This window comes from Janthinobacterium sp. GW821-FHT03C10, assembly GCF_059420865.1.
Genome location: NZ_JBWKUN010000002.1, coordinates 148969 through 170474 on the forward strand (window position 1 = coordinate 148969; position 21506 = coordinate 170474).

The window sequence follows — 21506 nt, forward strand, 5'->3', positions numbered from 1 at the left end:
ACACGACTACTTTACCTTGCCTTCTTTCCAGGCCTGCAATAATTTATCGTAGGCAATCGTTTCTCCCTTCGGCTTTTCATTCGCCAGCTTTTTCCATGGGGCATGCTGGTCCGACAGATACTGGTTCGGATCGACCTTGGGATTGAGCTTGGGCGCGCACGCCTTCATGCCGGCACGCTGCAGGCGCGCCATGACCTGGTCCATTTCCTCGGCCAGGTTATCCATGGCGGCCTGCGGCGTTTTTTCCGCCGTGATGGCCGTGGCCACGTTCTTCCACCACAGCTGGGCCAGCTTCGGATAGTCGGGCACGTTGTTGCCCGTCGGCGTCCACGCCACGCGGGCGGGGCTGCGATAGAACTCGATCAAGCCGCCGTATTCGTTCGCGTGCTTGGTGAAATAATCGTGGCGGATGTCGGAATCGCGGATGAACGTCAGGCCGACGATGGATTTCTTCAGCGACACGGTTTTCGACGTGACGAATTGCGCGTACAGCCAGGCGGCAGCCTTGCGGTCATCCGGCGTGGACTTGAACAGGAACCAGGAACCGACGTCCTGGTAGCCGTTCTGCATGCCCTCTTTCCAGTACGGACCGTGCGGCGACGGCGCCATGCGCCATTTCGGCGTGCCATCCTTGTTGACGACCGGTAAGCCCGGTTTCGTCATGCCGGCCGTAAATGCCGTGTACCAGAAGATTTGCTGGGCGATTTCGCCCTGCGCCGGCACGGGGCCCGATTCCGAGAAATTCATGCCGTTCGCCTGCGGCGGCGCGTATTTCTTCATCCAGTCGATATATTTCGTCAGCGCAAAGACGGCCGCCGGCGAATTGGTGGCGCCGCCGCGCGACATCGAGGCCCCTACGGGCGTGCACTTGTCGGCCGCCACCTTGATGCCCCACTCGTCGACGGGCATGCCGTTCGGAATGCCCTTGTCGGCCGCGCCAGCCATCGACAGCCAGGCATCGGTAAAGCGCCAGCCCAGGGACGGATCTTTCTTGCCGTAATCCATGTGGCCGTAGACTTTCTTGCCGTCCAGTTCCTTCACGTCATTGGTAAAAAAATCGGCGATGTCTTCATACGCGGACCAGTTTTGCGGCACGCCCAGTTCGTAGCCATACTTGGCCTTGAACTTGGCTTGCAAATCCTTGCGCGCGAACCAGTCGGCGCGGAACCAGTACAGATTGGCGAATTGCTGGTCGGGCAACTGGTACACCTTGCCATCGGGCGCCGTCGTGAAGCTGATGCCGATGAAATCTTTCAAGTCCAGGCCCGGATTCGTGAATTCCTTGCCCTTGGCGGCCATGTAGTCGGACAGCGGTTCCACGGCGCCATAGCGGTAATGCGTGCCGATCAGGTCGGAATCGGAAATCCAGCCGTCATAGATGCTCTTGCCCGACTGCATGGAGGTTTGCAGCTTTTCCACCACGTCGCCTTCCTGGATGATGTCGTGGCGCACCTTGATGCCCGTGATTTCCTCGAAGGCCTTGGCCAGGGTCTTCGATTCGTAGACGTGGGTGTCGATGGTTTCCGAGACCACGGAAATTTCCTTGATGCCCTTGGCTTTCAGCTTGGCCGCCGCATCGATGAACCATTTCATTTCAGCAAGCTGTTGCTGCTTGCTCAGGCTGGATGGCTGGAATTCCTTGTCGATCCAGGTTTGCGCCTGCTTGGCGTCGGCCAGGGCCGCGTTCGACACGAGCATGGCCGCGGCCGCGAAGACCGTGAACTTCAATTTCATCGTGAATCTCCTTTTATTTTATTGCCGGCCGCCTGCTGACGGTCCGGCCTCCATCAACACCGGCAAGCCGGTCATCCCCAACGCATTACCACTAATAAAATTACAAAACTGATGGCGGCGCCTATCGCCTGCTGCATTTCCGTGAACCCCGCCCAAGCCAGATTCACGTAGGCCGCCGTGAGCAAGCCGATGAACAGGCGGTCGCCGCGCGTCGTCGGCATGGGCAAAAAGCCCTTGCGTTCGATGCTGGGCGAGCGGATTTGCCACACCGTCATGCCAGCCAGCATCAGGCCGATGCAGATGAAGAAGATGGCCACTTCCGGCGTCCACGCCATCCAGCCGAACAGGCTGGCTGTGCTATCGGTATTATTTTCCATGTCACACCCTCCCCATCGCGAAACCCTTGGCTATGTAATGCCGCACGAACCAGATCACCAGCGCGCCGGGCACGATGGTCAGCACGCCCGCCGCCGCCAGCACGCCCCAGTCCATGCCGGCCGCCGAGACGGTGCGCGTCATGGTGGCGGCAATGGGCTTGGCATTGACGGAGGTCAGGGTGCGCGCCAGCAGCAATTCCACCCAGCTGAACATGAAGCAGAAGAACGCCGTCACGCCCACGCCAGACTTGATCATCGGCAAGAAGATGCGGATGAAGAAGCGGGGAAAGCTGTAGCCGTCGATATACGCCGTCTCGTCGATCTCCTTCGGCACGCCGGACATGAAGCCCTCCAAAATCCACACGGCCAGCGGCACGTTGAAGACCATGTGCGCCAGCGCCACGGCAAGATGCGTATCCATCAGGCCCACCGTCGAATACAGCTGGAAGAACGGCACGAGGAAGACGGCGGGCGGCGTCATGCGGTTGGTCAGCAGCCAGAAGAACAGATGTTTATCGCCGACAAAGTTATAGCGGGAAAAAGCGTAGGCTGCCGGCAAGGCGACCGTGACCGACATGACCATGTTCAAGGCCACGTAGATCATGGAATTGATATAGCCGCTGTACCAGGAACGGTCGGTAAAAATCGTGTGGTAGTTGGCGAACGTCCATTGCTGGGGCCACAGGCTCAAGACCCCCACGATTTCCTCGTTGGTCTTGAGCGACATGTTGAGCATCCAGTAGATGGGCAACAGCGAGCCCAGCAAAAAGACGATCAGGATGGTGCTGCTCATTTTCTTGTGCATCATTTCTGGTCTCCCGTGCCGACGCGCTGCATCCACGTGTACAGCACAAAGCAGAACAGCAGGATGATGAGGAAATAGATCAGGGAAAAGGCCGAGGCCGGCCCCAGGTCGAACTGGCCCACAGCCTTTTGCGTCAGGTATTGCGACAGGAACGTGGTGGCATTGCCCGGCCCGCCGCCCGTCAGCACGAACGGCTCCGTGTAGATCATGAAACTGTCCATGAAGCGCAGCAAGACGGCGATCATCAGCACATTGCGCAGTTTCGGCAGCTGGATGTAGCGGAACACGGCCAGGCGCGAGGCGCCATCGATGCGCGCCGCCTGGTAATACGCGTCGGGAATGGCGCGCAAGCCCGCATAGCACAGCAGCACGACCAGCGGCGTCCAGTGCCAGATATCCATCACCATCACCGTCAGCCAGGCGTCGAGCGAATTGCCGTTGTAGTTGTAGTCAAATCCCAATTGATTCAGGGTGTAGCCCATCAGGCCGATGTCGCCGCGGCCAAAGATTTGCCAGATGGTGCCCACCACGTTCCAGGGGATCAGCAAGGGCAGCGCGATCAGCACCAGCGCCAGCGACGCCTTCCAGCCATCGGCCGGCATGCACAGGGCGATCAGGATACCGAGCGGAATCTGGATCGCCAGCACGGAGCCGGAAAACAGCAGCTGGCGCAGCAAGGCGCTGTGCAGGTCGCCGTCGAGCATGACCATGCGGAACCATTCCGTGCCGACGAAGACCTTTTGCGTGGGGCTCAGAATATCCTGCACGGAATAATTGACCACCGTCATCAGGGGCAGGATGGCGGAAAAGGCCACGCACAGCAGCACGGGCAGGATCAGCAGCCAGGCGCGGCGGTTGTTATCGGTTTTACCGTTATGTATCATCAGGCCACCCGCTTATCGTTGACATAGAACAAGGTGCGTTGCGGCGGAAAATGCAGCCGCACAGCATCACCGGCGACGGCATCGATGGCGCGCAGCTTGGCCGCCACCGTCGCGCCGCCCAGCTGGAATTCCGCCAGGTAATGCGTACCCATGTTGCGCACGGCCTTCACCGTGGCGTCCAGGCAATGATCGCTCCCCGCGCCGCCCTCGCCCGCCTTCAGGCATGCGACGAATTCCGGCCGCACGCCCAGCGTGATTTTCCCTTGCGCACCCGACAGCGCCGCGCGGGCGGCGGCGGACACGGCCAGCGGCTGTCCCGCCACCCTCGCCCCGCCATCATCCAGGGTGCAATCGAGCAAATTCATGCCCGGATTGCCGATGAAATAGCCGACAAACGTGTGTTCCGGTTCCTCGAACAGCGCCTGCGCGCTGCCCGTCTGCACCACTTCGCCCTGCGTCATGACAACCACCTGGTCGGCAAAGGTCAAGGCTTCCACCTGGTCGTGCGTGACGTAGATCAGGGACAATTTCAGCTCGTGGTGGATTTCCTTCAACTTTCTGCGCAGCAGCCATTTCAAATGCGGGTCGATCACCGTCAGCGGTTCGTCGAACAGCACGGCCGCCACGTCGGGGCGCACGAGACCGCGGCCCAGCGAAATCTTTTGCTTCGCGTCCACGGACAAGCCGCTGGCACGCAGCTTCAGGTCGCCCGTCAGCTCCAGCATCTGCGCCACCTGCTGCACGCGCTTTTTCACCTCGCTCTCTTTCCAGCCGCGATTACGCAGCGGAAACGCCAGGTTGTCGTGCACGGTCATGGTGTCGTAGATGACGGGGAACTGGAACACTTGCGCGATATTGCGTGCTTCCGTGGGCAGCTGCGTGACGTCCTTGCCGTCGAACAGCACCTTGCCATGCGACGGTTTCACGAGGCCGGAGATAATATTGAGCAAAGTCGTCTTGCCGCAGCCGGATGGCCCCAGCAAGGCGTAGGCGCCGCCGTCATGCCACTCCATGCTCATGGGCCGCAGCGCATAGTCGGCGGGGGCCGCCGGGTTCGGTTTGTAGGCGTGAGCCAGGTCCACCAGTTCGATGCGCGCCATGTCACACCCCTCCTTGCACAGGAGCGAACAGCAGCCCGCCATCGTCGGCGAAGATCAGCAAGGCATGCGGCTGGCAATACACGGTACAGGCGCTGCCGATCTCCAGATTGTGCACGCCGCCCAGCTGGGCCACGAGGGCCAAGTCGCCGCGGCGCGCATGCACATAGGTTTCCGAGCCGCTGATTTCGGCCAGGTCCACCTGCGCCGCGATGGCCACGTCGCCCTCGGACTGCGGTGACAGATGCAGGCTGTGGGCGCGCACGCCGAGGATCACCTCCGTGCTGTCGCCCAGGCGGGCGCGCTGCGCGCTGCTCAGGTGTATCGACAGGCCGTCGGCCGCCTGCGCCACGCCATCGGCGCTCACGCGGGCGGGGATCAGGTTGATCGGCGGGTCGCTGAAGGTGCGCGCCACCTCAATGGAATTGGGGGCGTTGAAGACGTCCAGGGTCGGCCCCTGCTGCAGCAGCCGTCCCTCGTGCAGCACGGCCACGTGGCCGCCCAGCTGCAGCGCTTCCAGCGGTTCCGTGGTCGCGTACACGACCGTCGTGCTGCCGCTGGAAAACAGTTCCGTCAATTCGCGGCGCAATTCCTCGCGCAGTTTGTAGTCGAGGTTGACCAGGGGTTCGTCGAGCAGCAGCAAGGACGCATCCTTGATCAGCGCGCGCCCCAGCGCCGTGCGCTGCTGCTGCCCGCCGGACAATTCTCCCGGCGTGCGCTGCAGGTAGGGTGTGATGTGCAGGCGCTCGGCCAGCGCCAGCACTTTCGCGCGGATCTGTTCCTCGGGCACCTTGCGCAAGCGCAAGGGCGAGGCGATATTATCGTAGACGGTGAAGGCCGGATAATTGATGAATTGCTGGTACACCATGGCCAGGTTACGTTTGCTGACGGGCACGCCCGTCACGTCGACGCCATCGGCCGTGACGGTGCCCCCGCTGGGCTTGTCCAGGCCCGCCATTACGCGCATCAGGGTCGTCTTGCCGGCACGCGTGGTGCCCAGCAAGACGTTGATGGCGCCCGGCACCAATGCCAGCGACATCGGATATAAAAAGTCGTCAGCCCCCTGCTTCCTGCTGATCTTGTCCAGTACCAGTTGCACGCGCTTCTCCTCCAGTGATGTGTTCTTATTCTTCGCCGCGCCCTCTGCGGGGTGCGGTCGCCAACGTGTGCTGCCTACGACGACAACGGATGCTGCAACAGCCAGGCGTCGAGCGTGCCCGCCGTCTCGCGCGGCAGGTGCAGGCCCAGCTTGGAGCGCCGCCACAGGATGTCGGCCGCGCTGACGGCCCATTCGTGGCGCCGCAGATAATCGACTTCCGCCGCGTACAGGCCGGCGGCGATTTCCTCGCCCATGGCCGCCACATCCGTCCGCCCGGCCAGCAGCACGTGGATGCGCGTGCCGTAGGCGCGTGCATAGCGCGCCACCAGCGCCGCCGGCAACCACGCATAGTCGCGCTGCAAGCCTTGCACGAACTGGCCGAACTCGCGCACGGACCGGTTCTGCGGCGTGCTGCCGAAGACGTCGCCGCCGGGCAGGCAGGCGTTGGCCGTCCAGGCCGGCCGCGCATTGCCTGACTCCGGCGCCAGCAACGGTGCGAGCACATCCAGCGCTTCCTCCGCCAGCTTGCGGAACGTGGTGATCTTGCCGCCGAAAATACTCAGCAGCGGCGCCCCTTCCCGGTCCAGCTCGAAGCGGTAATCGCGCGTGACGGCCTTGGCGTCGGCCGCCGCGTCCTCCACCAGCGGCCGCACGCCCGCATACGTCCAGACCACGTCGGCCGGCAGAATGGGCTTGCTGAAATAGTAACTGGAAAGCTCGCACAAGTAACGAATTTCCTCGTCATCGATTTCCACCTTGCCAGTGTCACCGTGGTAGTCGAGATCGGTGGTGCCGATCAGGGTGAAATCGTGCTCATACGGAATGGCAAACACGATGCGCCCGTCCGGATGCTGGAAGATGTAGGCATGATCATGCTCGAACAATCGCCTGACGACGATATGGCTGCCCTTGATCAGGCGCAAATGCCGGCCCTGTCCGCCCGGCGACGCCTGCTGCAGGAACTCGGCCGTCCACGGTCCGGCCGCATTGACGACGCTGCGCGCCCGCACGGCCAGTGTACGTCCATCGTCCTGCCGCAAGGTGGCCAGCCAGGAAGCGTCCGCCCCCGCGCCGTCGCGACGCAGCGCCGTGCAGCGCGTCTGCGTCAGGATGGTCGCGCCCTTGTCCGCCGCGTCGATGGCGTTCAGGACCACCAGGCGCGCATCGTCGACCCAGCCGTCGGAATACACGAAGCCGCGCTTGAATTCGGGTTTTAACGGTGTGCCGGCCGCGTGGCGCGCCAGGTCGATGCCCTGCGAGCCAGGCAGGATTTCCCGCTTCGCCAGCATGTCGTAAAGGAAGAGGCCGGCGCGTATCAGCCAGGCGGGGCGCTGGCCCTGGGCGTGCGGCATGACGAAGCGCAAGGGCCACATGATGTGCGGCGCCGAGCGCAGCAGCACTTCGCGCTCGATCAGCGCCTTGCGCACGAGGCCGAATTCATAGTATTCGAGGTAGCGCAGGCCGCCGTGTATCAGCTTGGTGGAAGCGGACGAGGTGTGGGAAGCGAGGTCGTCCTTTTCGCACAGCACCACGGACAAGCCCCGTCCGGCCGCGTCGCGCGCGATGCCGGCGCCATTGATGCCGCCGCCGACCACCAGCACGTCGCATGTCATCGTTGTCTCCACACCTTGCTGTGCTGCGGCCATCGGGACTCCGTGTCTGTCAGGGAAAGGCCGGCGAGGAAAGACTAGGCATCGCCGGCGACTGTCGTTAAGATCAATACAGCTGTAATTCGAATGCAATATGGATAAGATACGCCAGATTGCGAATCGATAGCAACATATTTTTATCACTATTTGTTCGTTTTTGTTCGTTTGTGTTTTTTAAAGAGACAAGCCCATGATTTTGAATCCCCGCCAGCGCCGCCTGCTCGAAGTGGTGCGCCAGAAGGTCACCATGTCCGTCGAGGAGCTGGCGCAGCAGCTGGACGTGACGCCGCAGACCGTGCGCCGCGACGTCAAACAGATGGAAGAAGCGCGCCTGCTGGCCCGCTACCACGGCGGAGTCGGCTTGCCCTCGTCCGTGGAAAACATCGATTACAGCCAGCGGCAAGTGTTCAACAGCGACGCCAAGCGGCGCATCGCCGCCGCCGTCGCCGCGCAGGTGCCGCACGGCTGTTCGCTCTTGATCAATATCGGCACGACGACCGAGGAAGTGGCGCGCGCGCTGGGCCGGCACACGGGCTTGCACGTGGTGACGAACAACCTGAACGTGGCCGCCATCCTGGCCGACAACGCCGCCTGCGAAGTCATCGTGGCCGGCGGCGTGGTGCGCGGGCGCGACCGCGGCATCGTCGGCGAAGCCACCATCGATTTCATCCGCCAGTTCAAGGTCGACATCGGCATCATCGGCATTTCCAGCATCGACGAGGACGGCAGCCTGCGCGACTTCGACGCGCGCGAGGTCAAAGTGGCGCAAGCCATCATCGAACAGTCGCGCGAAGTGTGGCTGGTGGCCGACCAGCATAAATTCGGCCGCAAGGCCCTGGTGCGTCTGGCCGACCTGGCGCAAGTCGACATCCTGTTTACGGATGCGCCGCCGCCGCCCCGCTTTGCCGAAGTACTGCGCGAAGCGGGCGTGAAGGTGGTGCTGGCCTGAAGGGACCGCATTTCTGCAGGAAAACCTCGCGCTGTCGCGTGGGTAATACGCCGTGTGTTGGCCAGCATACAGAATGATATGAAATATTTATCAATTCTCCAAAATGCTGTTACCATTGATGCAACATGAGTTATTTTTTTAATCTTCCTCGCTAGCAATACGATTATTTGCTTGATATTGCTTTTTATCCATACAGAGCAAGAAAAAAGGAAAAACTTTTTGCCGGTAAGTGATTTCCTGTGAAAACAGTGTTAGAAATACCTCAAGCACGACGATTGTTCCCAAACAAACCACTCGACAGCAAGCGTGAAGGCCTTAACCATGCCGGCAACGCCGCCCAGTGAAGGAAGAGAAATGAGCCATAATTTTGAAACGGCCGCCATGCCGCAAGCCGCCCATCCCAACAGCGTCCCCGTCAGCGAGCTGGAAGCCCATCTCGGTTACTGGCTGCGTTTCGTTTCCAACCACGTTTCCCACAGCTTCCAGAAAAAAGCCGAGGCCAATGGCGTGACGGTATCCGAATGGGTGGTGCTGCGCGAAATGTTCCGCCTGGGTTGCACCTCGCCCACGGTGCTGGCGCAAGTGTCCGGCATGAGCAAGGGCGCCGTGTCGAAACTGATCGACCGCCTGGAAAGCAAGGGCATGGTCAGCAAATCCATCCTGCTGGCCGACCGCCGCCAGCACTCGATCGAACTGACCACGGAAGGCGAGGCGCTGGTGCCCGTGCTGGCCGAGATGGCCGACCAGAACGACGAGGAATTCTTCGGCAAGCTGCCGCGCCAGCTGCGCGACGACCTGCTCGAGGCGATGAAGGAAGTGGCGCGCACGCATCAGCTCAAGAGCGCGCCGCTGAACTAGCTGCCGCCATATTCCGGGCAAGGGTGAGGCGGTGGCACGGGCGCTTCGGCTATGATGCTGGCCTGACTGTTTACCAGGAACACGCATGGCCCTGCACATCGAAACTCCCTTGCTCAACTCGCGCGCCCTGAGCCTGCACAGCGAACGCGCCATCTGGCTCAAGCTCGAAGCCTTGCAGCCGCCCGGCTCCTTCAAGATCCGCGGCATCGGCCTCGCCTGCGAAGAATACGCGCGGCGCGGCGCCAGCCGCTTCGTTTCCTCTTCCGGCGGCAATGCCGGCATCGCCGTCGCCTATGCGGGACGCCAGCTGGGCATTCCCGTCATCGTCGTCGTGCCGGAAACGACGAGCGAACGGGCCAAGGCCCTGATCACCCAGGAAGGCGCCGAAGTCATCGTGCACGGCGCCGCCTGGCAGGAAGCCAACGCGCTGGCGCAATCGATGCTCACGCCGCAAGACGCCTTTTTGCACCCGTTCGACGACCCGCTGCTGTGGCAGGGCCATGCCGGCATGATCGATGAAGTGGCCCGCGCTGGCCTGAAACCGGACGCCGTCGTGCTGTCGGTGGGCGGCGGCGGCCTGCTGGCCGGCGTGGCCGAGGGCTTGCAGCGCAACGGCTGGGATGACGTGGCCATCGTGGCCGTGGAAACGCAAGGCGCCGCCTCGCTGGCGGCGGCCGTGGCCGCGCGCGAGCACGTGGCCCTGCCGGCCGTGAGCAGCATCGCCACCTCGCTGGCCGCGCGCCAGGTCTGCGCGCAGGCATACGCCATCAGCCAGTCCCGCCTGCTGCACAGCGTGGTGGTGTCGGACCGTGCCGCCGTCGACGCCTGCCAGCGCTTCATCACCGACCAGCGCCTGGTGGTGGAACCGGCCTGCGGCGCGGCGCTGGCGGCCGTCTACGGCAAGGCGCCGGAACTGGCGCCCTACCGCAATGTGCTCGTCATCGTCTGCGGCGGCGTGACGGCCACCACGCAGCAGCTCGACCACTGGAGCGCCACCCTGTAGTCGCTACGGCGCCGCCTCGCGCAGCGCCACGCCGTCGCGGCCCTGTCCCTTGGCGACGTACAGGGCCTGGTCGGCCAGGTCCAGCAACTGCGCCGGCGTCAGCGCGCCCTCGCGGAAGATGGCCATGCCGACGCTGGTCGTCACCGGCAGCGGGCCGCCGGCCAGCGCAAACGGCTGGCGGATGGCCTCGACGATCTTGGCGCCGATCTGGCGCACTTCGGCCGCGCCGTTCACGCCTTCGAGAATGATCACGAATTCATCGCCGGCCAGGCGCGCCACCAGGTCGCTGGCGCGCACGCTGCGCACCAGCCGCGCGGCGAACTCCTTGAGCACCTCGTCGCCCGCCTTGTGCCCCAGGCTGTCGTTGATGGCCTTGAAACGGTCGATATCGAGATACGCCAGCGCCATCGGCGCGCGTGCTGCCCGCGTGCGCTGCATGCTCAATTCCAGCTGCTCGTCAAAACGGCGCCGGTTGGCGATGCCCGTCAGGATATCCGTGGCGGCGGCGAACTGCAGCGCCGTGTGCACGGCCCTGGTCTTGGTGATTTCGTGGATCAGGCCATACACGCCTTCCACCGCGCCGCTCTCGCCCACATCGGGCACGTAACTGGTCTGGAAGGCGCGCTGGCCTGCGTCTCCGTCGCCGCCGATGGTAAATTCATAGTCGACCTCCTCGCCCGCGAAGGCGCGCCGCAGGTATTGCTCGCGCAGCTGGTAGGCTTCCTCGCCCAGCACCTCGCGGATCGACTGCATCATGCTTTCCCGCCGCGATCTGCCGAACCATTTTTCAAACGTCGCGTTGATGAACTGGTAGCGGTGCTCGCGGTCGATGTAGACGATCACCACGGGCACGTGGTCCGTCAGCAGCTTCAGGCGCCGCTCGCTGTCGCGCGTCTGCGCCTCGGCGATTTCGCGCTCGGCCACCAGCGAGTAAAAATCGCGGCTCAAGTCGCCGATCTCGTCACGCCGCCCGATCTGCAGCGCCTCGATGCCCAGGCGCTGGCGGCGGATTTCATGCACATGGCGGCGCAGCCGCTCCAGAGGCTGCAACAGGCGCAGCACCACGCGCCAGCCGGCCAGGCCCGCCAGCGCCGCCAGCAGCACGGCGGCCAACAGGATCTTGCTGCGGATGGCGTGCAGCGGCGCGAACGCGTCGCGCATGGGATACACGGACGCCAGTATCCAGCCCGTCGAGGCGATGCGGTGGTAGGCAAACAGCGCATCGACGCCTTGCGTGGTGGTGCCCGTCAGCCAGCCCTCGAAACCCTGCAAGGCGCGCCGCGTGGGCACGCTGATGGGACCATGCGCCTCGATATGCTGCATGATGCGCGACTTGTCGGGATGCTCGACGATGATGCCTTCGCCGGTCATGATGTACAGGTAGCCGCCCGTGCCCGGCTTGAGGGCGCCGAGGCGGCCCAGGAAATCGGGCTGGCGCAGGTTGACGCTGGCGGCCAGCACATAGCGCATGGCGCCGTGCGCGTCGAACACGGGTTGCGTCACCACCACCAGGGGCATGCCGGAAATGCTGCCGTTGAGCGGCGCCGAGATCACCGAGCGCCGGGTCGCCAGCGTCTGTTCAAAGTAAGAGCGGCCCTTCACGTTCAGCCCCGCCTGCGGCTTGAAGGGACTCACGCTGGCCAGCACGGCCCCGTCGATGCCGACCACGCCGGCCGTATAGAATTCCTTGCCCAGCACCGTTTGCGCGGCCAGGAAACGCTGCAGGCTGGCGCCGTCGTGCGCGCCGCCGGCCGCCAGGCTGTCGGCGATGGCGCGCAGCACGTTGCGCTTCGCGCCGAGTTCCTCGTCGATGAAGACGGCGGCGCTGGCCAGCGACACGTACTGCTGGCGCCCCGTCACGTCGCGCATGCCCCGTTCGGCCACGGACAGGGTGGCCAGCGCCAGCGACGCCACGGCAGCGAGCACGAGCAGGAAGACGACCACGCTCATGCGCGCCTTCAGGCTGGCCGGCAGGCGCCGGCGCAGCCGTTTTCGCCAGCTCATCACTGGCGCTGCTGCAAAAGCCGGCAAATGCGCGCGACCGACTCGTCCAGCGCCAGGGTGCCCGTGTCCAGGGTCAGCGCGGCCGCCAGCGGCGCTTCATAGGGCGCGGAAATGCCCGTGAATTGCGCCAGCTGCCCCGCGCGTGCCTTTTCATACAGGCCCTTGGGATCGCGCGCCTCGCACACGGTCAGCGGCGTACTGACGTGGACTTCGATGAAATGCGCTGCGCCGATGATGGCGGCGGCCATGGCCCGGTCGGCGCGGTAGGGCGAAATGAAGGCGGCGATGACGGTCAATCCCGCCCCGTTCATCAGGCGCGCCACTTCGGCCGTGCGGCGGATGTTTTCATGCCGGTCTGCCGGCGTAAAACCCAGGTCGCGGTTCAAGCCATGGCGCAGCTGGTCGCCGTCGAGCACCGCCACGGCGCGCCCCTGCGCCTTGAGCTGGCGCGCCAGCGCATCGGCGATGGTGGACTTGCCGGCCCCGCTCAAGCCCGTCAGCCACACCGTGTCATGTTGTCCTTTTGTCATCGCATCGCCTCTCCCCTTGTAGAGCTGGCAATATAACAAAGCCGCGCGGGAAAGGACAGATGATCAGGCCGCGCTGCGGGCCTCAAGCAGCAACTGTCGTATCTCCGGCACGCAGGAACCGCAATTGCCGCCCGCCTTGACGCAGGCCGTCACCTGGGCCGTCGTGGTCAGCTTCTGTTCCACGATGGCCGCGCAAATGGTGTTGCGCCCCACGCCAAAGCACGAGCACACGGTGGGCCCGGCATCCATGCCCTTGCCGATGGGCTGGCCCAGCAGCACGCCGGCGCGATCAAGCGCATCCATCTGCGCATGCGCAAACAGGCCCGCCAGCCAGCTGCGCGACGGCAGGTCGGGACGGGGCGAGACATACACGCATTGCGCGATGCGCCCCTCCTCCAGGTGCACGGCGCGGTACACGCCGGCGCTGGCATCCGCGTAATCGAGCCAGTCGGCGTTGTCGTCCGTGACGCCCAGCAAGGCGCGCGCCCAGGCGCCCAGATCATCGATGCGCTGGCGGCCCGCCAGTTCGTAGCGCAGGAATTGCTCGCCCTGGATGCGCGTCCAGTGCGCCACGCCGTCGAGAATCAAAGGCGTGCGGCTCAGGACAAACGCATGCCAGTGCACGCGGAACTGCTCGATGCGCACGGGCGTGTGCTTGAATTCCGGTTCGCCCGAGACGGGATCGACGACCGGATTGACGACGGCGCCCACGCGCGCATCGGACGCGTTGGCGTCGCTCCAGTGGATCGGCACGAAGACCTGGCCGCGCGCGATGCCGCCGCCATGCACGACGCGCGCCACCATCGCGCCCCAGGCGCTGGAAATGCGCGCCAGTTCGCCCTCGCGCACGCTGTACAGCAGCGCATCCTGCGGGTGGATGTCGATGAACGCTTCGGCGACGTGGCCCGACAGTTTCGCCGCCTTGCCCGTGCGCGTCATCGTATGCCACTGGTCGCGCACCCGGCCCGTGTTCAGGATCAGCGGATAATCTTCGTCGGGCACGTTGCGCGGCGCGCGCGGCGCCGTCGGCACGAAGCGCGCGCGCCCGTCCGCATGGGCGAAGCGGCCGTCGCCGAACAGCCGCGCCCGGCCCTGCGGCCACTGCTGCGGCGCCAGCGCGTCGTACTGCGCGGCGTTCAGCGCCACCAGGTGCGACAGATTGAACAGCCGCGCCGTCTCTGCCGCGTTGCGGAACGCGGACAGGCGCGCGTGTTCGTCGAAGATGGCCTGTGGCGCCGTGAAATCGAAGCCGGCAAAACCCATGCGCCGCGCCACGTCGCACAGCACGTCCCAATCGGCGCGCGCCTCGCCCGGCGCCGGCAAGAAGGCGCGCTGGCGCGAGATGCGGCGCTCCGAGTTCGTCACTGTGCCGTCCTTCTCGCCCCAGCCCAGGGCCGGCAGCAGCACGTCGGCATGGGCGTTCGTGTCCGACCCGGCGCTGATGTCCGACACCACCACCAGCGCGCATTTGGCCAGCGCGCGGCGCACCTGGTCGGCGTCCGGCATGCTGACCAGCGGATTGGTGGCGATGATCCACACGGCTTTGACTTTACCCGCCTCGATCGCGTGGAACAGGTCCACCGCCTTCAAGCCAGGCTTGTTCGCCATGCGCGGCGAGTCCCAGAAGGTTTGCACGGTCTCGCGGTGCAGCGGATTATCCAGTTCCAGATGCGCCGCCAGCATGTTGGCCAGGCCGCCCACTTCGCGCCCGCCCATGGCGTTCGGCTGGCCCGTGAGCGAGAACGGCCCCATGCCGGGCTGGCCGATGCGCCCCGTCGCCAGGTGGCAGTTGATGATGCTGTTGACCTTGTCCGTGCCGGAGGACGACTGGTTCACGCCCTGCGAAAAGGCCGTGACGACCTTGCGCGTGGCGGCAAACGCCTGGTAAAACGCCAGCAAGGCTTGCGGGTCGACCTTGCAGATGCGCGCCACCTGCAAGGGGTCGCCGCAGTCCGCATGGGCGGCCGCCAGCGCTTCGTCGAGTCCCGCGCTATGCCGCGTGACGAAAGCGTCATTGACCACGCCTTGCTGCGCCAGGTAGCACAGCAAGCCGTTGAACAGCCACACGTCCGTGCCCGGTTTCACGGGCAGGTGCAAATCGGCCAGCTCGCAGGTGGCCGTGCGGCGCGGGTCGATCACCACCAGCTTCATCTCCGGCCGGCTTTCGCGGATGCGGGCGATGCGCTGGAACAGGATCGGGTGGCACCAGGCCGTGTTCGAGCCCACCAGCACGACCATGTCCGCCAGTTCCAGGTCTTCATAGCAGCCGGGCACGATGTCCTCGCCGAACGCGCGCTTGTGGCCGGCCACGGCCGACGACATGCACAGGCGCGAATTGGTGTCGATGTTCGCGCTGCCCACGTAGCCCTTCATGAATTTGTTGGCCACGTAATAATCTTCCGTCAGCAGCTGGCCCGAGACGTACAGGGCGACGGCGTCGGGGCCGTGCTCGTCGATGATGGCGCGCAGGCCGCCGGCCACCTGATCCAGCGCGGCATCCCAGGAAGCGCGCCGCAGCACGCCGTCGACGCGCACCTGCGGCTGCAGCAAACGGTTTTCCAGGCCCAGGGTGTCGCCCAAGGCCGAGCCTTTCACGCACAGCTTGCCCAGGTTGGCCGGATGGCTGGCGTCGCCGGCGATGCGGATGGCGCCGTCGGGCAGGCGTGTCGCTTCCACGCCGCAGCCGACGCCGCAATACGGGCAAGTGGTTTTCACGGGCGTGCAAGTGGTCATGGGGGTATCCTGTTGGTCGCTGTCAGGCGGCCTGGGCGCACAGCGCCTGGCCAAACAATAAATGGGCGCGCAGCTTGCTGATGTCGCGGCGCTGCTGGATCAGGTCGAAATACCAGGGACCGTCCTGCACGTCGCCATACAGCACGGCGCCGGCCAGGCGGCTGCCCTGCACCACCAGGCGCTTGTAGACGCCACGCCTCGGATCGCGCAGCACCAGGTCTTCGCTGCCCTCGCCGCCGATGATGTCGCCGGCCGAATACAGGTCGATGCCCGTCACTTTCAATTTGGTGGCGCTGGCTTGCTGCACGTAGCGGCGGTGTCCCGCGCCGGCCAGGTGCGCGCCGCACACGCGCGCCTGTTCCCAGATGGGCGCGACCAGGCCGAAGGTGGCGCGCCGGTGCTGCACGCATTCGCCCACGGCGTACACGCGCGGATCGTAGCTTTGCAGGCAGTCGTCGACGACGATGGCCCGCTCGCAGTGCAGGCCGGCCGCCTGCGCCAGCGCGATGTTGGGGCGCACGCCGGCCGTCATCACCACCAGGTCGGCGGGAATGCTGCTGCCGTCCGCAAACTGCACGCCTTCCACGCGGGCGCGGCCCAGGATGGCCGACGTTTGCGCCTGCATCAGGAAGCGCAGGCCGCGCGCTTCCAGCGCCGACTTGAGCAACATCGATGCGGGCGCGTCGAGCTGCTGGTTCATCAGGGCGCCGCTCATGTGCACCACCGTCACGTCCATGCCCTGCCGCTGCAGGCCGTTGGCCGCTTCCAGTCCCAGCAAGCCGCCGCCGATGACGACCGCGTGGCGGTGCTGGCGCGCCGCCCGCAGCATGGTGTCGACGTCGTCGATGTCGCGAAAACCGATCACGCCGGGCAGCTCGTGGCCCGGCACGGGCACGATGAAGGGCGTGGAACCGGTGGCCAGCAGCAGGCGGTCATAGCGCACCTCGATGCCGGACAGCGCTTGCACCGTGCGCGCCTGGCGGTCGATGTGTACCACGGGGTCGCCCGCGTGCAGGGTGATGCCGTTGTGCGCATACCAGTCGCGCGTGTGCAGCATGATGTCGTCCACCGTCTTTTCGCCGGCCAGCACCGGGGACAGCAGGATGCGGTTGTAATTGCCGTGCGGTTCAGCACCGAACACGGTGATGTCGTACAGGTCCGGCGCGAGTTTCAAGAGTTCCTCGACCGTGCGCATGCCGGCCATGCCGTTGCCGACCACGACTAAAGACGGCCGTGCGGCGGTGTTCATATGGCCACCCACACCATGCCGCCGAACACGCGCGCCGGCCAGGCGGCGACCGAGTGTTCAGGCGCTTCGATGCACTCGCCGCTGGCCAGGTCGAAGTGCTGCTTGTAGATCGGCGACGCTACCACGACGCGCTCGCCGATGCTGCCCACCAGGCCGCGCGAGAGCACGGAAGCGCCCGCGTTCGGGTCGACATTGTCGATGGCGTACACGCGCGGCGCGGCATCGCCGACGCGGAACACGGCCACGTGGCGGCCGCCCAGCAGCGCGCACACGCCCGTGTCGGGCACGATGTCAGTCAGGGGGCAGATGGCCACCCAGTTGTCGGCGCTGGTGCTGTTCAATTCATTCATTGCATTCATGGCTCACGCCTCCACGGCAAGGATGGGGATGACGGTGCTGCGGCGTTCCATCTCGGTGGCGGGCCGGATCTGGCCCCGCTCTTCGACGAACACCACGTTTTCATCGTTCTTCCCGCTGTTGACGAAATGGCGGAAACGCTGGCGCACGGCGGGATTGGAGACGGCTTCCTGCCACTCGCAGGCATAGGTGTCGACCACATGCTGCATGTCCGCTTCCAGCTCGGCGCCCAGGCCCAGGCTGTCGTCGATGATGACGCGCTTGAGATAATCGAGGCCCCCTTCGAGATTGTCGCGCCACACGCTGGTGCGCTGCAGGCGGTCCGCCGTGCGCACGTAGAACATCAGGAAGCGGTCGACATAGCGCACCAGGGTGTCTTCGTCCAGATCGGACGCCAGCAATTCCGCGTGGCGCGGCTTCATGCCGCCATTGCCGCACACGTACAGGTTCCAGCCTTTTTCCGTGGCGATCAGGCCGATGTCCTTGCCCTGCGCCTCGGCGCATTCGCGCGTGCAGCCGGACACGCCGAACTTGATCTTGTGCGGCGTGCGCAAGCCCTTGTAGCGGTTTTCCAGCTGGATCGCAAAGCCCACGCTGTCGGCCACGCCATAGCGGCACCAGGTGGAACCGACGCAGGATTTGACCGTGCGCAGCGACTTGCCGTAGGCGTGGCCCGATTCGAAGCCGGACGCGATCAGCTCTTCCCAGATGGCGGGCAACTGGTCGACGCGCGCACCGAACAGGTCGACCCGCTGGCCGCCCGTGATCTTCGTATAGAGACCGTATTTTTTCGCCACCATGCCCACGGCGATCAAACCGTCGGCCGTCACTTCGCCGCCCGGCATGCGGGGCACGACGGAATACGTGCCATCCTTCTGGATATTGCCGAGGAAATAGTCGTTACTGTCCTGCAGGCTGGCGTGCACGGGCGACAGCACGAAATCGTTCCAGCAAGACGCCAGGATATTCGCCGCCACGGGCTTGCACACGTCGCAGCCCAGGCCCTGTCCATGCGCGGCCAGCAGTTCGCCGAAGCTGCGGATCTTGCCCACGCGGACCAGGTGATGCAGTTCCTGGCGCGAGTAGGCAAAGTGTTCGCACACGTGGTTGTTGACGGCCAGACCCTGCTTCTGCATTTCCGCCTTCATGATCTGCGTCACCAGGGGCACGCAGCCGCCGCAGGCCGTGCCGGCCATTGTGCAGCTCTTGAGGGCACCGATGGTGGTGGCGCCCCCGGCGACGGCCGCGCACAGCGCGCCTTTCGACACGTCGTTGCACGAGCAGATTTGCGCCGCCTCGGGCAAGGCGTCGACGCCCAGTCCCGCCTTTTGCCGGCCGTCCGCCTGCGGCAGAATAAGGAATTCAGGGAACTCGGGCAGCTCGATCTTGTTGAGCATCATCTGCAAGAGCGTGCCGTATTCGCTGGCGTCGCCCACCATCACGCCGCCCAGCAGGTACTTGCCGCAGTCGGAAACGACGATCTTCTTGTAGATCTGCTTGCGCTCGTCCATGAACTGGTAGGAGCGGCTGCCCGGCGCATTGCCGTGCGGGTCGCCCAGGCTGGCCACGTCCACGCCCATCAGTTTGAGCTTGGTGCTCATGTCGGCGCCCTTGAACGACGCTTCGCCCTCCTCCTGCAACAGGTGGCGGGCAGCGATGCGCGCCATCTCGTAGCCGGGCGCCACCAGGCCGAACACCAGGCCGCCCCACAGCGCGCATTCGCCGATGGCATAGATGTCCGGGTCGGACGTGACGCAGCTGTCGTCGATGGCGATGCCGCCGCGCGGTCCCACCTCCAGGCCGCAGGCGCGCGCCAGTTCGTCGCGCGGGCGGATGCCGGCCGAGAAGACGATCATGTCCGCTTCCAGGTGGCTGCCGTCGGCGAACTGCATGCGGTGCGTGGCTGATTCGCCGTCAACGATGGCCAGCGTATTCTTTTGCGTGTGCACGGTCACGCCCAGTTCCTCGATCTTGCGGCGCAGGACGCGCGCGCCGCCTTCATCCACCTGCACGGCCATCAGGCGCGGCGCGAATTCCACCACGTGGGTGTCGAGTTTCAGGTCGCGCAAGGCTTTCGCGCATTCGAGGCCCAGCAGTCCCCCGCCGATCACCACGCCCGTTTTTGACTTTCCGCCCCAGGCCAGCATGGCTTCCAGGTCTTCGATGGTGCGGTAGACGAAGCAGCCATCGCGCTCCTTGCCCGGCAGCGGCGGCACGAACGGCGTGGAGCCGGTGGCGAACACCAGCTTGTCGTAGCCCAGCACTTCACCCGTGCTGGCCGTGACGGTTTTCGCCGCGCGGTCGATGGACACGGCCCGCGCATTGAGCTTCAGGACGACGTTGCCCTTGTCGAAGAAGCCGGGCGCCACCAGCGACAGGTCCTCAGCCGACTTTCCGCTGAAAAATTCGGACAGGTGCACCCGGTCGTAGGCGGGGCGCGGCTCTTCGCACAAGACCGTCACGGACAGGTGCGGCGCGTTGTCCAGGGCCAGGCGTTCGAGGAATTTGTGGCCGACCATGCCATGGCCGAGGACGACGATGTTCAAGGGGTGGTTCATTGTTCTCTCCTCAGGCTGCGGCCATGTTCGGTTCGGCCGCTTCGCGGGTAAAGCGCACGGCGATGGCGCACAGGGCCGAGATCACCACCAGCGCGCTGAGGATGATCAGCGTCTGGCGGATGTCGCCCGTGCCCTTCATCAGGAAGCCGGCCGCCACGGCGCCCACGTTGCCGCCGGCGCCGATGATGCCGGCCACGCCGCCGAGAGCCTTGCTGTCGATGAAGGGCACCAGGGCGTAGGTGGCGCCGCACGCCATGTGGGTGAACAGACCGAAGACCAGCATGGCGATGACGGCCCAGGTGACGCTGTCGACCTTGGCAAACCACAGCAGGCCCACGCCTTCGCCTATCATCAGCATGAACAGCAGGGTCACGCGGCTGTTCAGGTTGCCGCGCAGGGCCAGTTTGTCGGACATCCAGCCGCCCAAAGCGCGGGCAAACAGGGCCAGCAAGCCGAAGCTGCCGGCGGCCAGACCGGCCGATTTCAACGACAGGCCGAAATGGTCGACGTAGTACACGGCGGCGATGTTGTGGATGAAGATTTCAATGCCGAAGCAGGCGCCGTAGGTGACGAACAGCAGCCACACGCGATAATTGCCGCTGGCGGCCTTGAAGCTGTCCCAGCCACCGCTTTTGCCACCACCTTTTCCCCCGTCGATGGCCACGCCGGCGGCGCGCAAGTCCGAGTAATTACCTTCCGGGCAATCCTGCGTATAGCGCCAGTACAGCACGGCCATCACCAGCATCAGCACGCCCGGCACCAGCAGGGCCACGCGCCAGCCCAGCGATTCGGACACGCCCAGCATCAGCACGGCGCCGAGCAGCAGCGGCATCAGCGCCTGCGCCGCGCCGCCGCCCGCATTGCCCCAGCCGGCGGCGGCCGCATTCGCCGTGCCGACGACGCGGGGGGCGAACATGACGGACGTGTGATATTGCGTGATGACAAAGCTGGCGCCGACGGCGCCGATGCCCAGGCGGAAGAACAGAAAGCTTTCATAGCTTTGCGATGCGGCCACGCCCAGCACGGGAATGGCGCCCAGCAGCAGCAAGCCCGTGTAGGTCTTGCGCGGGCCGTAGCGGTCGCACAAGGGGCCCACGATCAGGCGCACGAGGATGGTGATGGCGACGGCCGCGATATTGATGTTCGCCACTTGCGCCAGGGACAGGCCGAACTCGCCCTTGATGACCGGCATCAGCGGTGCGCAGGCGAACCAGGCGAAGAAACACACGAAAAATGCCATCCACGTCAGGTGGAATGCCCGCATGGGCGGCGTGGCGAGGGAGAAGAGCGCGATGCTTGTTGCTTTTTGGCTAGCCATGATGGTTTCCCGAAGTATCCCGAAAATAACAAAGATGCAAACAAAACGGCGCCCGCCCCCGCCGATGAAAAAATCAGCCAGAGCGGACGCCGTTGTCCAGGTGGTCCGTCGTTGGACCGTTGTCAAGTTTATTCAAGGGATCGCCGTTGATCCGTATCTCCTGTTTAGCAAGCGCCGTGCCAGGCCTGCTTCAGGGGCCGGCCTGCCTATTTGTACGGACTTTGCGCCAGATCATGGCACCTGGCGGTGCAGGCACGCCTCTTCTTGGTGCGCCAAGGAACTCGAAAGTGGCAATGATTGTC

17 protein-coding genes are annotated in these 21506 nt (G+C 64.8%); 3 read left to right on the forward strand and 14 right to left on the reverse strand.

Annotated elements, in window-relative coordinates; genetic code table 11:
* Positions 1–6: 6 nt before the first annotated feature.
* The 7 genes from AC07VH_RS08495 to glpD form a co-directional block, all read right to left on the reverse strand.
* The gene (locus AC07VH_RS08495; RefSeq protein ID WP_230540705.1) at positions 7–1734 is read right to left on the reverse strand and encodes an ABC transporter substrate-binding protein; all 1728 of its coding nucleotides are present in this window, start codon (positions 1732–1734) and stop codon (positions 7–9) included.
* 71 nt (positions 1735–1805) lie between these two features.
* Positions 1806–2081, reverse strand: coding sequence for a DUF2160 domain-containing protein (locus tag AC07VH_RS08500; protein ID WP_070222334.1), 276 nt, complete (start codon positions 2079–2081; stop codon positions 1806–1808).
* 31 nt (positions 2082–2112) lie between these two features.
* Complete coding sequence (locus AC07VH_RS08505) at positions 2113–2919, reverse strand: carbohydrate ABC transporter permease (protein WP_070222208.1); 807 nt, start codon at positions 2917–2919, stop codon at positions 2113–2115.
* Complete coding sequence (locus AC07VH_RS08510) at positions 2916–3800, reverse strand: carbohydrate ABC transporter permease (RefSeq protein ID WP_034754965.1); 885 nt, start codon at positions 3798–3800, stop codon at positions 2916–2918. Before AC07VH_RS08510 ends, AC07VH_RS08505 begins: the two co-directional genes overlap by 4 nt.
* The gene (locus AC07VH_RS08515; protein ID WP_494787212.1) at positions 3800–4900 is read right to left on the reverse strand and encodes an ABC transporter ATP-binding protein; all 1101 of its coding nucleotides are present in this window, start codon (positions 4898–4900) and stop codon (positions 3800–3802) included. The genes AC07VH_RS08510 and AC07VH_RS08515 overlap by 1 nt, the downstream gene beginning before the upstream one ends.
* A 1-nt stretch (position 4901) precedes the next feature.
* Positions 4902–5996 (reverse strand): ABC transporter ATP-binding protein, encoded by a 1095-nt coding sequence (locus tag AC07VH_RS08520; protein ID WP_494787213.1) that lies wholly within the window; start codon positions 5994–5996, stop codon positions 4902–4904.
* A gap of 74 nt (positions 5997–6070) precedes the next feature.
* A complete protein-coding gene (glpD, locus tag AC07VH_RS08525) occupies positions 6071–7609 on the reverse strand; it encodes a glycerol-3-phosphate dehydrogenase (RefSeq protein WP_494787214.1) in 1539 nt (512 codons plus the stop codon).
* 226 nt (positions 7610–7835) lie between these two features.
* On the opposite strand from glpD, the gene AC07VH_RS08530 reads away from it, so the two are divergent.
* The 3 genes from AC07VH_RS08530 (at position 7836) to AC07VH_RS08540 (ending at position 10455) form a co-directional block, all read left to right on the forward strand.
* Positions 7836–8594 carry a DeoR/GlpR family DNA-binding transcription regulator gene (locus tag AC07VH_RS08530; RefSeq protein WP_193316641.1) on the forward strand — a complete coding sequence of 253 codons (759 nt, stop codon included), beginning with the start codon at positions 7836–7838 and terminating at the stop codon, positions 8592–8594.
* A 354-nt stretch (positions 8595–8948) separates the two neighbouring features.
* Complete coding sequence (locus AC07VH_RS08535; protein WP_475414054.1) at positions 8949–9452, forward strand: MarR family winged helix-turn-helix transcriptional regulator; 504 nt, start codon at positions 8949–8951, stop codon at positions 9450–9452.
* An 85-nt stretch (positions 9453–9537) separates the two neighbouring features.
* Complete coding sequence (locus AC07VH_RS08540; protein WP_494787215.1) at positions 9538–10455, forward strand: pyridoxal-phosphate dependent enzyme; 918 nt, start codon at positions 9538–9540, stop codon at positions 10453–10455.
* Positions 10456–10458: 3 nt separating this feature from the next.
* On the opposite strand, the gene AC07VH_RS08545 is transcribed toward AC07VH_RS08540, so the two are convergent.
* The 7 genes from AC07VH_RS08545 to AC07VH_RS08575 form a co-directional block, all read right to left on the reverse strand.
* Positions 10459–12459: a diguanylate cyclase domain-containing protein gene (locus tag AC07VH_RS08545; protein WP_494787216.1), complete on the reverse strand. Its 2001-nt coding sequence runs from the start codon at positions 12457–12459 to the stop codon at positions 10459–10461.
* Positions 12459–12989, reverse strand: coding sequence for an adenylyl-sulfate kinase (gene cysC, locus AC07VH_RS08550; protein WP_494787217.1), 531 nt, complete (start codon positions 12987–12989; stop codon positions 12459–12461). The genes AC07VH_RS08545 and cysC overlap by 1 nt, the downstream gene beginning before the upstream one ends.
* 63 nt (positions 12990–13052) lie before the next feature.
* Positions 13053–15722 (reverse strand): molybdopterin-dependent oxidoreductase, encoded by a 2670-nt coding sequence (locus AC07VH_RS08555; protein WP_494787218.1) that lies wholly within the window; start codon positions 15720–15722, stop codon positions 13053–13055.
* A gap of 22 nt (positions 15723–15744) precedes the next feature.
* Positions 15745–16971 carry an NAD(P)/FAD-dependent oxidoreductase gene (locus tag AC07VH_RS08560; RefSeq protein WP_489630464.1) on the reverse strand — a complete coding sequence of 409 codons (1227 nt, stop codon included), beginning with the start codon at positions 16969–16971 and terminating at the stop codon, positions 15745–15747.
* Entirely contained in the window at positions 16968–17330 is a 363-nt protein-coding gene (gene nirD / locus AC07VH_RS08565; protein WP_489630463.1) for a nitrite reductase small subunit NirD, read from the reverse strand. Before nirD ends, AC07VH_RS08560 begins: the two co-directional genes overlap by 4 nt.
* A gap of 3 nt (positions 17331–17333) precedes the next feature.
* On the reverse strand, positions 17334–19886 hold the full coding sequence (nirB, locus tag AC07VH_RS08570) for a nitrite reductase large subunit NirB (protein ID WP_494787219.1): 2553 nt from the start codon (positions 19884–19886) through the stop codon (positions 17334–17336).
* A gap of 10 nt (positions 19887–19896) precedes the next feature.
* Positions 19897–21204, reverse strand: coding sequence for an MFS transporter (locus AC07VH_RS08575; protein WP_489630461.1), 1308 nt, complete (start codon positions 21202–21204; stop codon positions 19897–19899).
* Between the last annotated feature and the right edge of the window lie 302 nt (positions 21205–21506).

Bases quoted from the DNA above. Each gene is read 5' to 3' on its own strand.
- AC07VH_RS08495 (WP_230540705.1), bottom strand. From the start codon at position 1,734: ATGAAATTGAAGTTCACGGTCTTCGCGGCCGCGGCCATGCTCGTGTCG.
- AC07VH_RS08505 (WP_070222208.1), bottom strand. From the start codon at position 2,919: ATGATGCACAAGAAAATGAGCAGCACCATCCTGATCGTCTTTTTGCTG.
- AC07VH_RS08510 (WP_034754965.1), bottom strand. From the start codon at position 3,800: ATGATACATAACGGTAAAACCGATAACAACCGCCGCGCCTGGCTGCTG.
- AC07VH_RS08515 (WP_494787212.1), bottom strand. From the start codon at position 4,900: ATGGCGCGCATCGAACTGGTGGACCTGGCTCACGCCTACAAACCGAAC.
- glpD (WP_494787214.1), bottom strand. From the start codon at position 7,609: ATGACATGCGACGTGCTGGTGGTCGGCGGCGGCATCAATGGCGCCGGC.
- AC07VH_RS08530 (WP_193316641.1), top strand. From the start codon at position 7,836: ATGATTTTGAATCCCCGCCAGCGCCGCCTGCTCGAAGTGGTGCGCCAG.
- AC07VH_RS08535 (WP_475414054.1), top strand. From the start codon at position 8,949: ATGAGCCATAATTTTGAAACGGCCGCCATGCCGCAAGCCGCCCATCCC.
- AC07VH_RS08540 (WP_494787215.1), top strand. From the start codon at position 9,538: ATGGCCCTGCACATCGAAACTCCCTTGCTCAACTCGCGCGCCCTGAGC.
- AC07VH_RS08545 (WP_494787216.1), bottom strand. From the start codon at position 12,459: ATGAGCTGGCGAAAACGGCTGCGCCGGCGCCTGCCGGCCAGCCTGAAG.
- cysC (WP_494787217.1), bottom strand. From the start codon at position 12,989: ATGACAAAAGGACAACATGACACGGTGTGGCTGACGGGCTTGAGCGGG.
- AC07VH_RS08555 (WP_494787218.1), bottom strand. From the start codon at position 15,722: ATGACCACTTGCACGCCCGTGAAAACCACTTGCCCGTATTGCGGCGTC.
- AC07VH_RS08560 (WP_489630464.1), bottom strand. From the start codon at position 16,971: ATGAACACCGCCGCACGGCCGTCTTTAGTCGTGGTCGGCAACGGCATG.
- nirD (WP_489630463.1), bottom strand. From the start codon at position 17,330: ATGAATGCAATGAATGAATTGAACAGCACCAGCGCCGACAACTGGGTG.
- nirB (WP_494787219.1), bottom strand. From the start codon at position 19,886: ATGAACCACCCCTTGAACATCGTCGTCCTCGGCCATGGCATGGTCGGC.
- AC07VH_RS08575 (WP_489630461.1), bottom strand. From the start codon at position 21,204: ATGGCTAGCCAAAAAGCAACAAGCATCGCGCTCTTCTCCCTCGCCACG.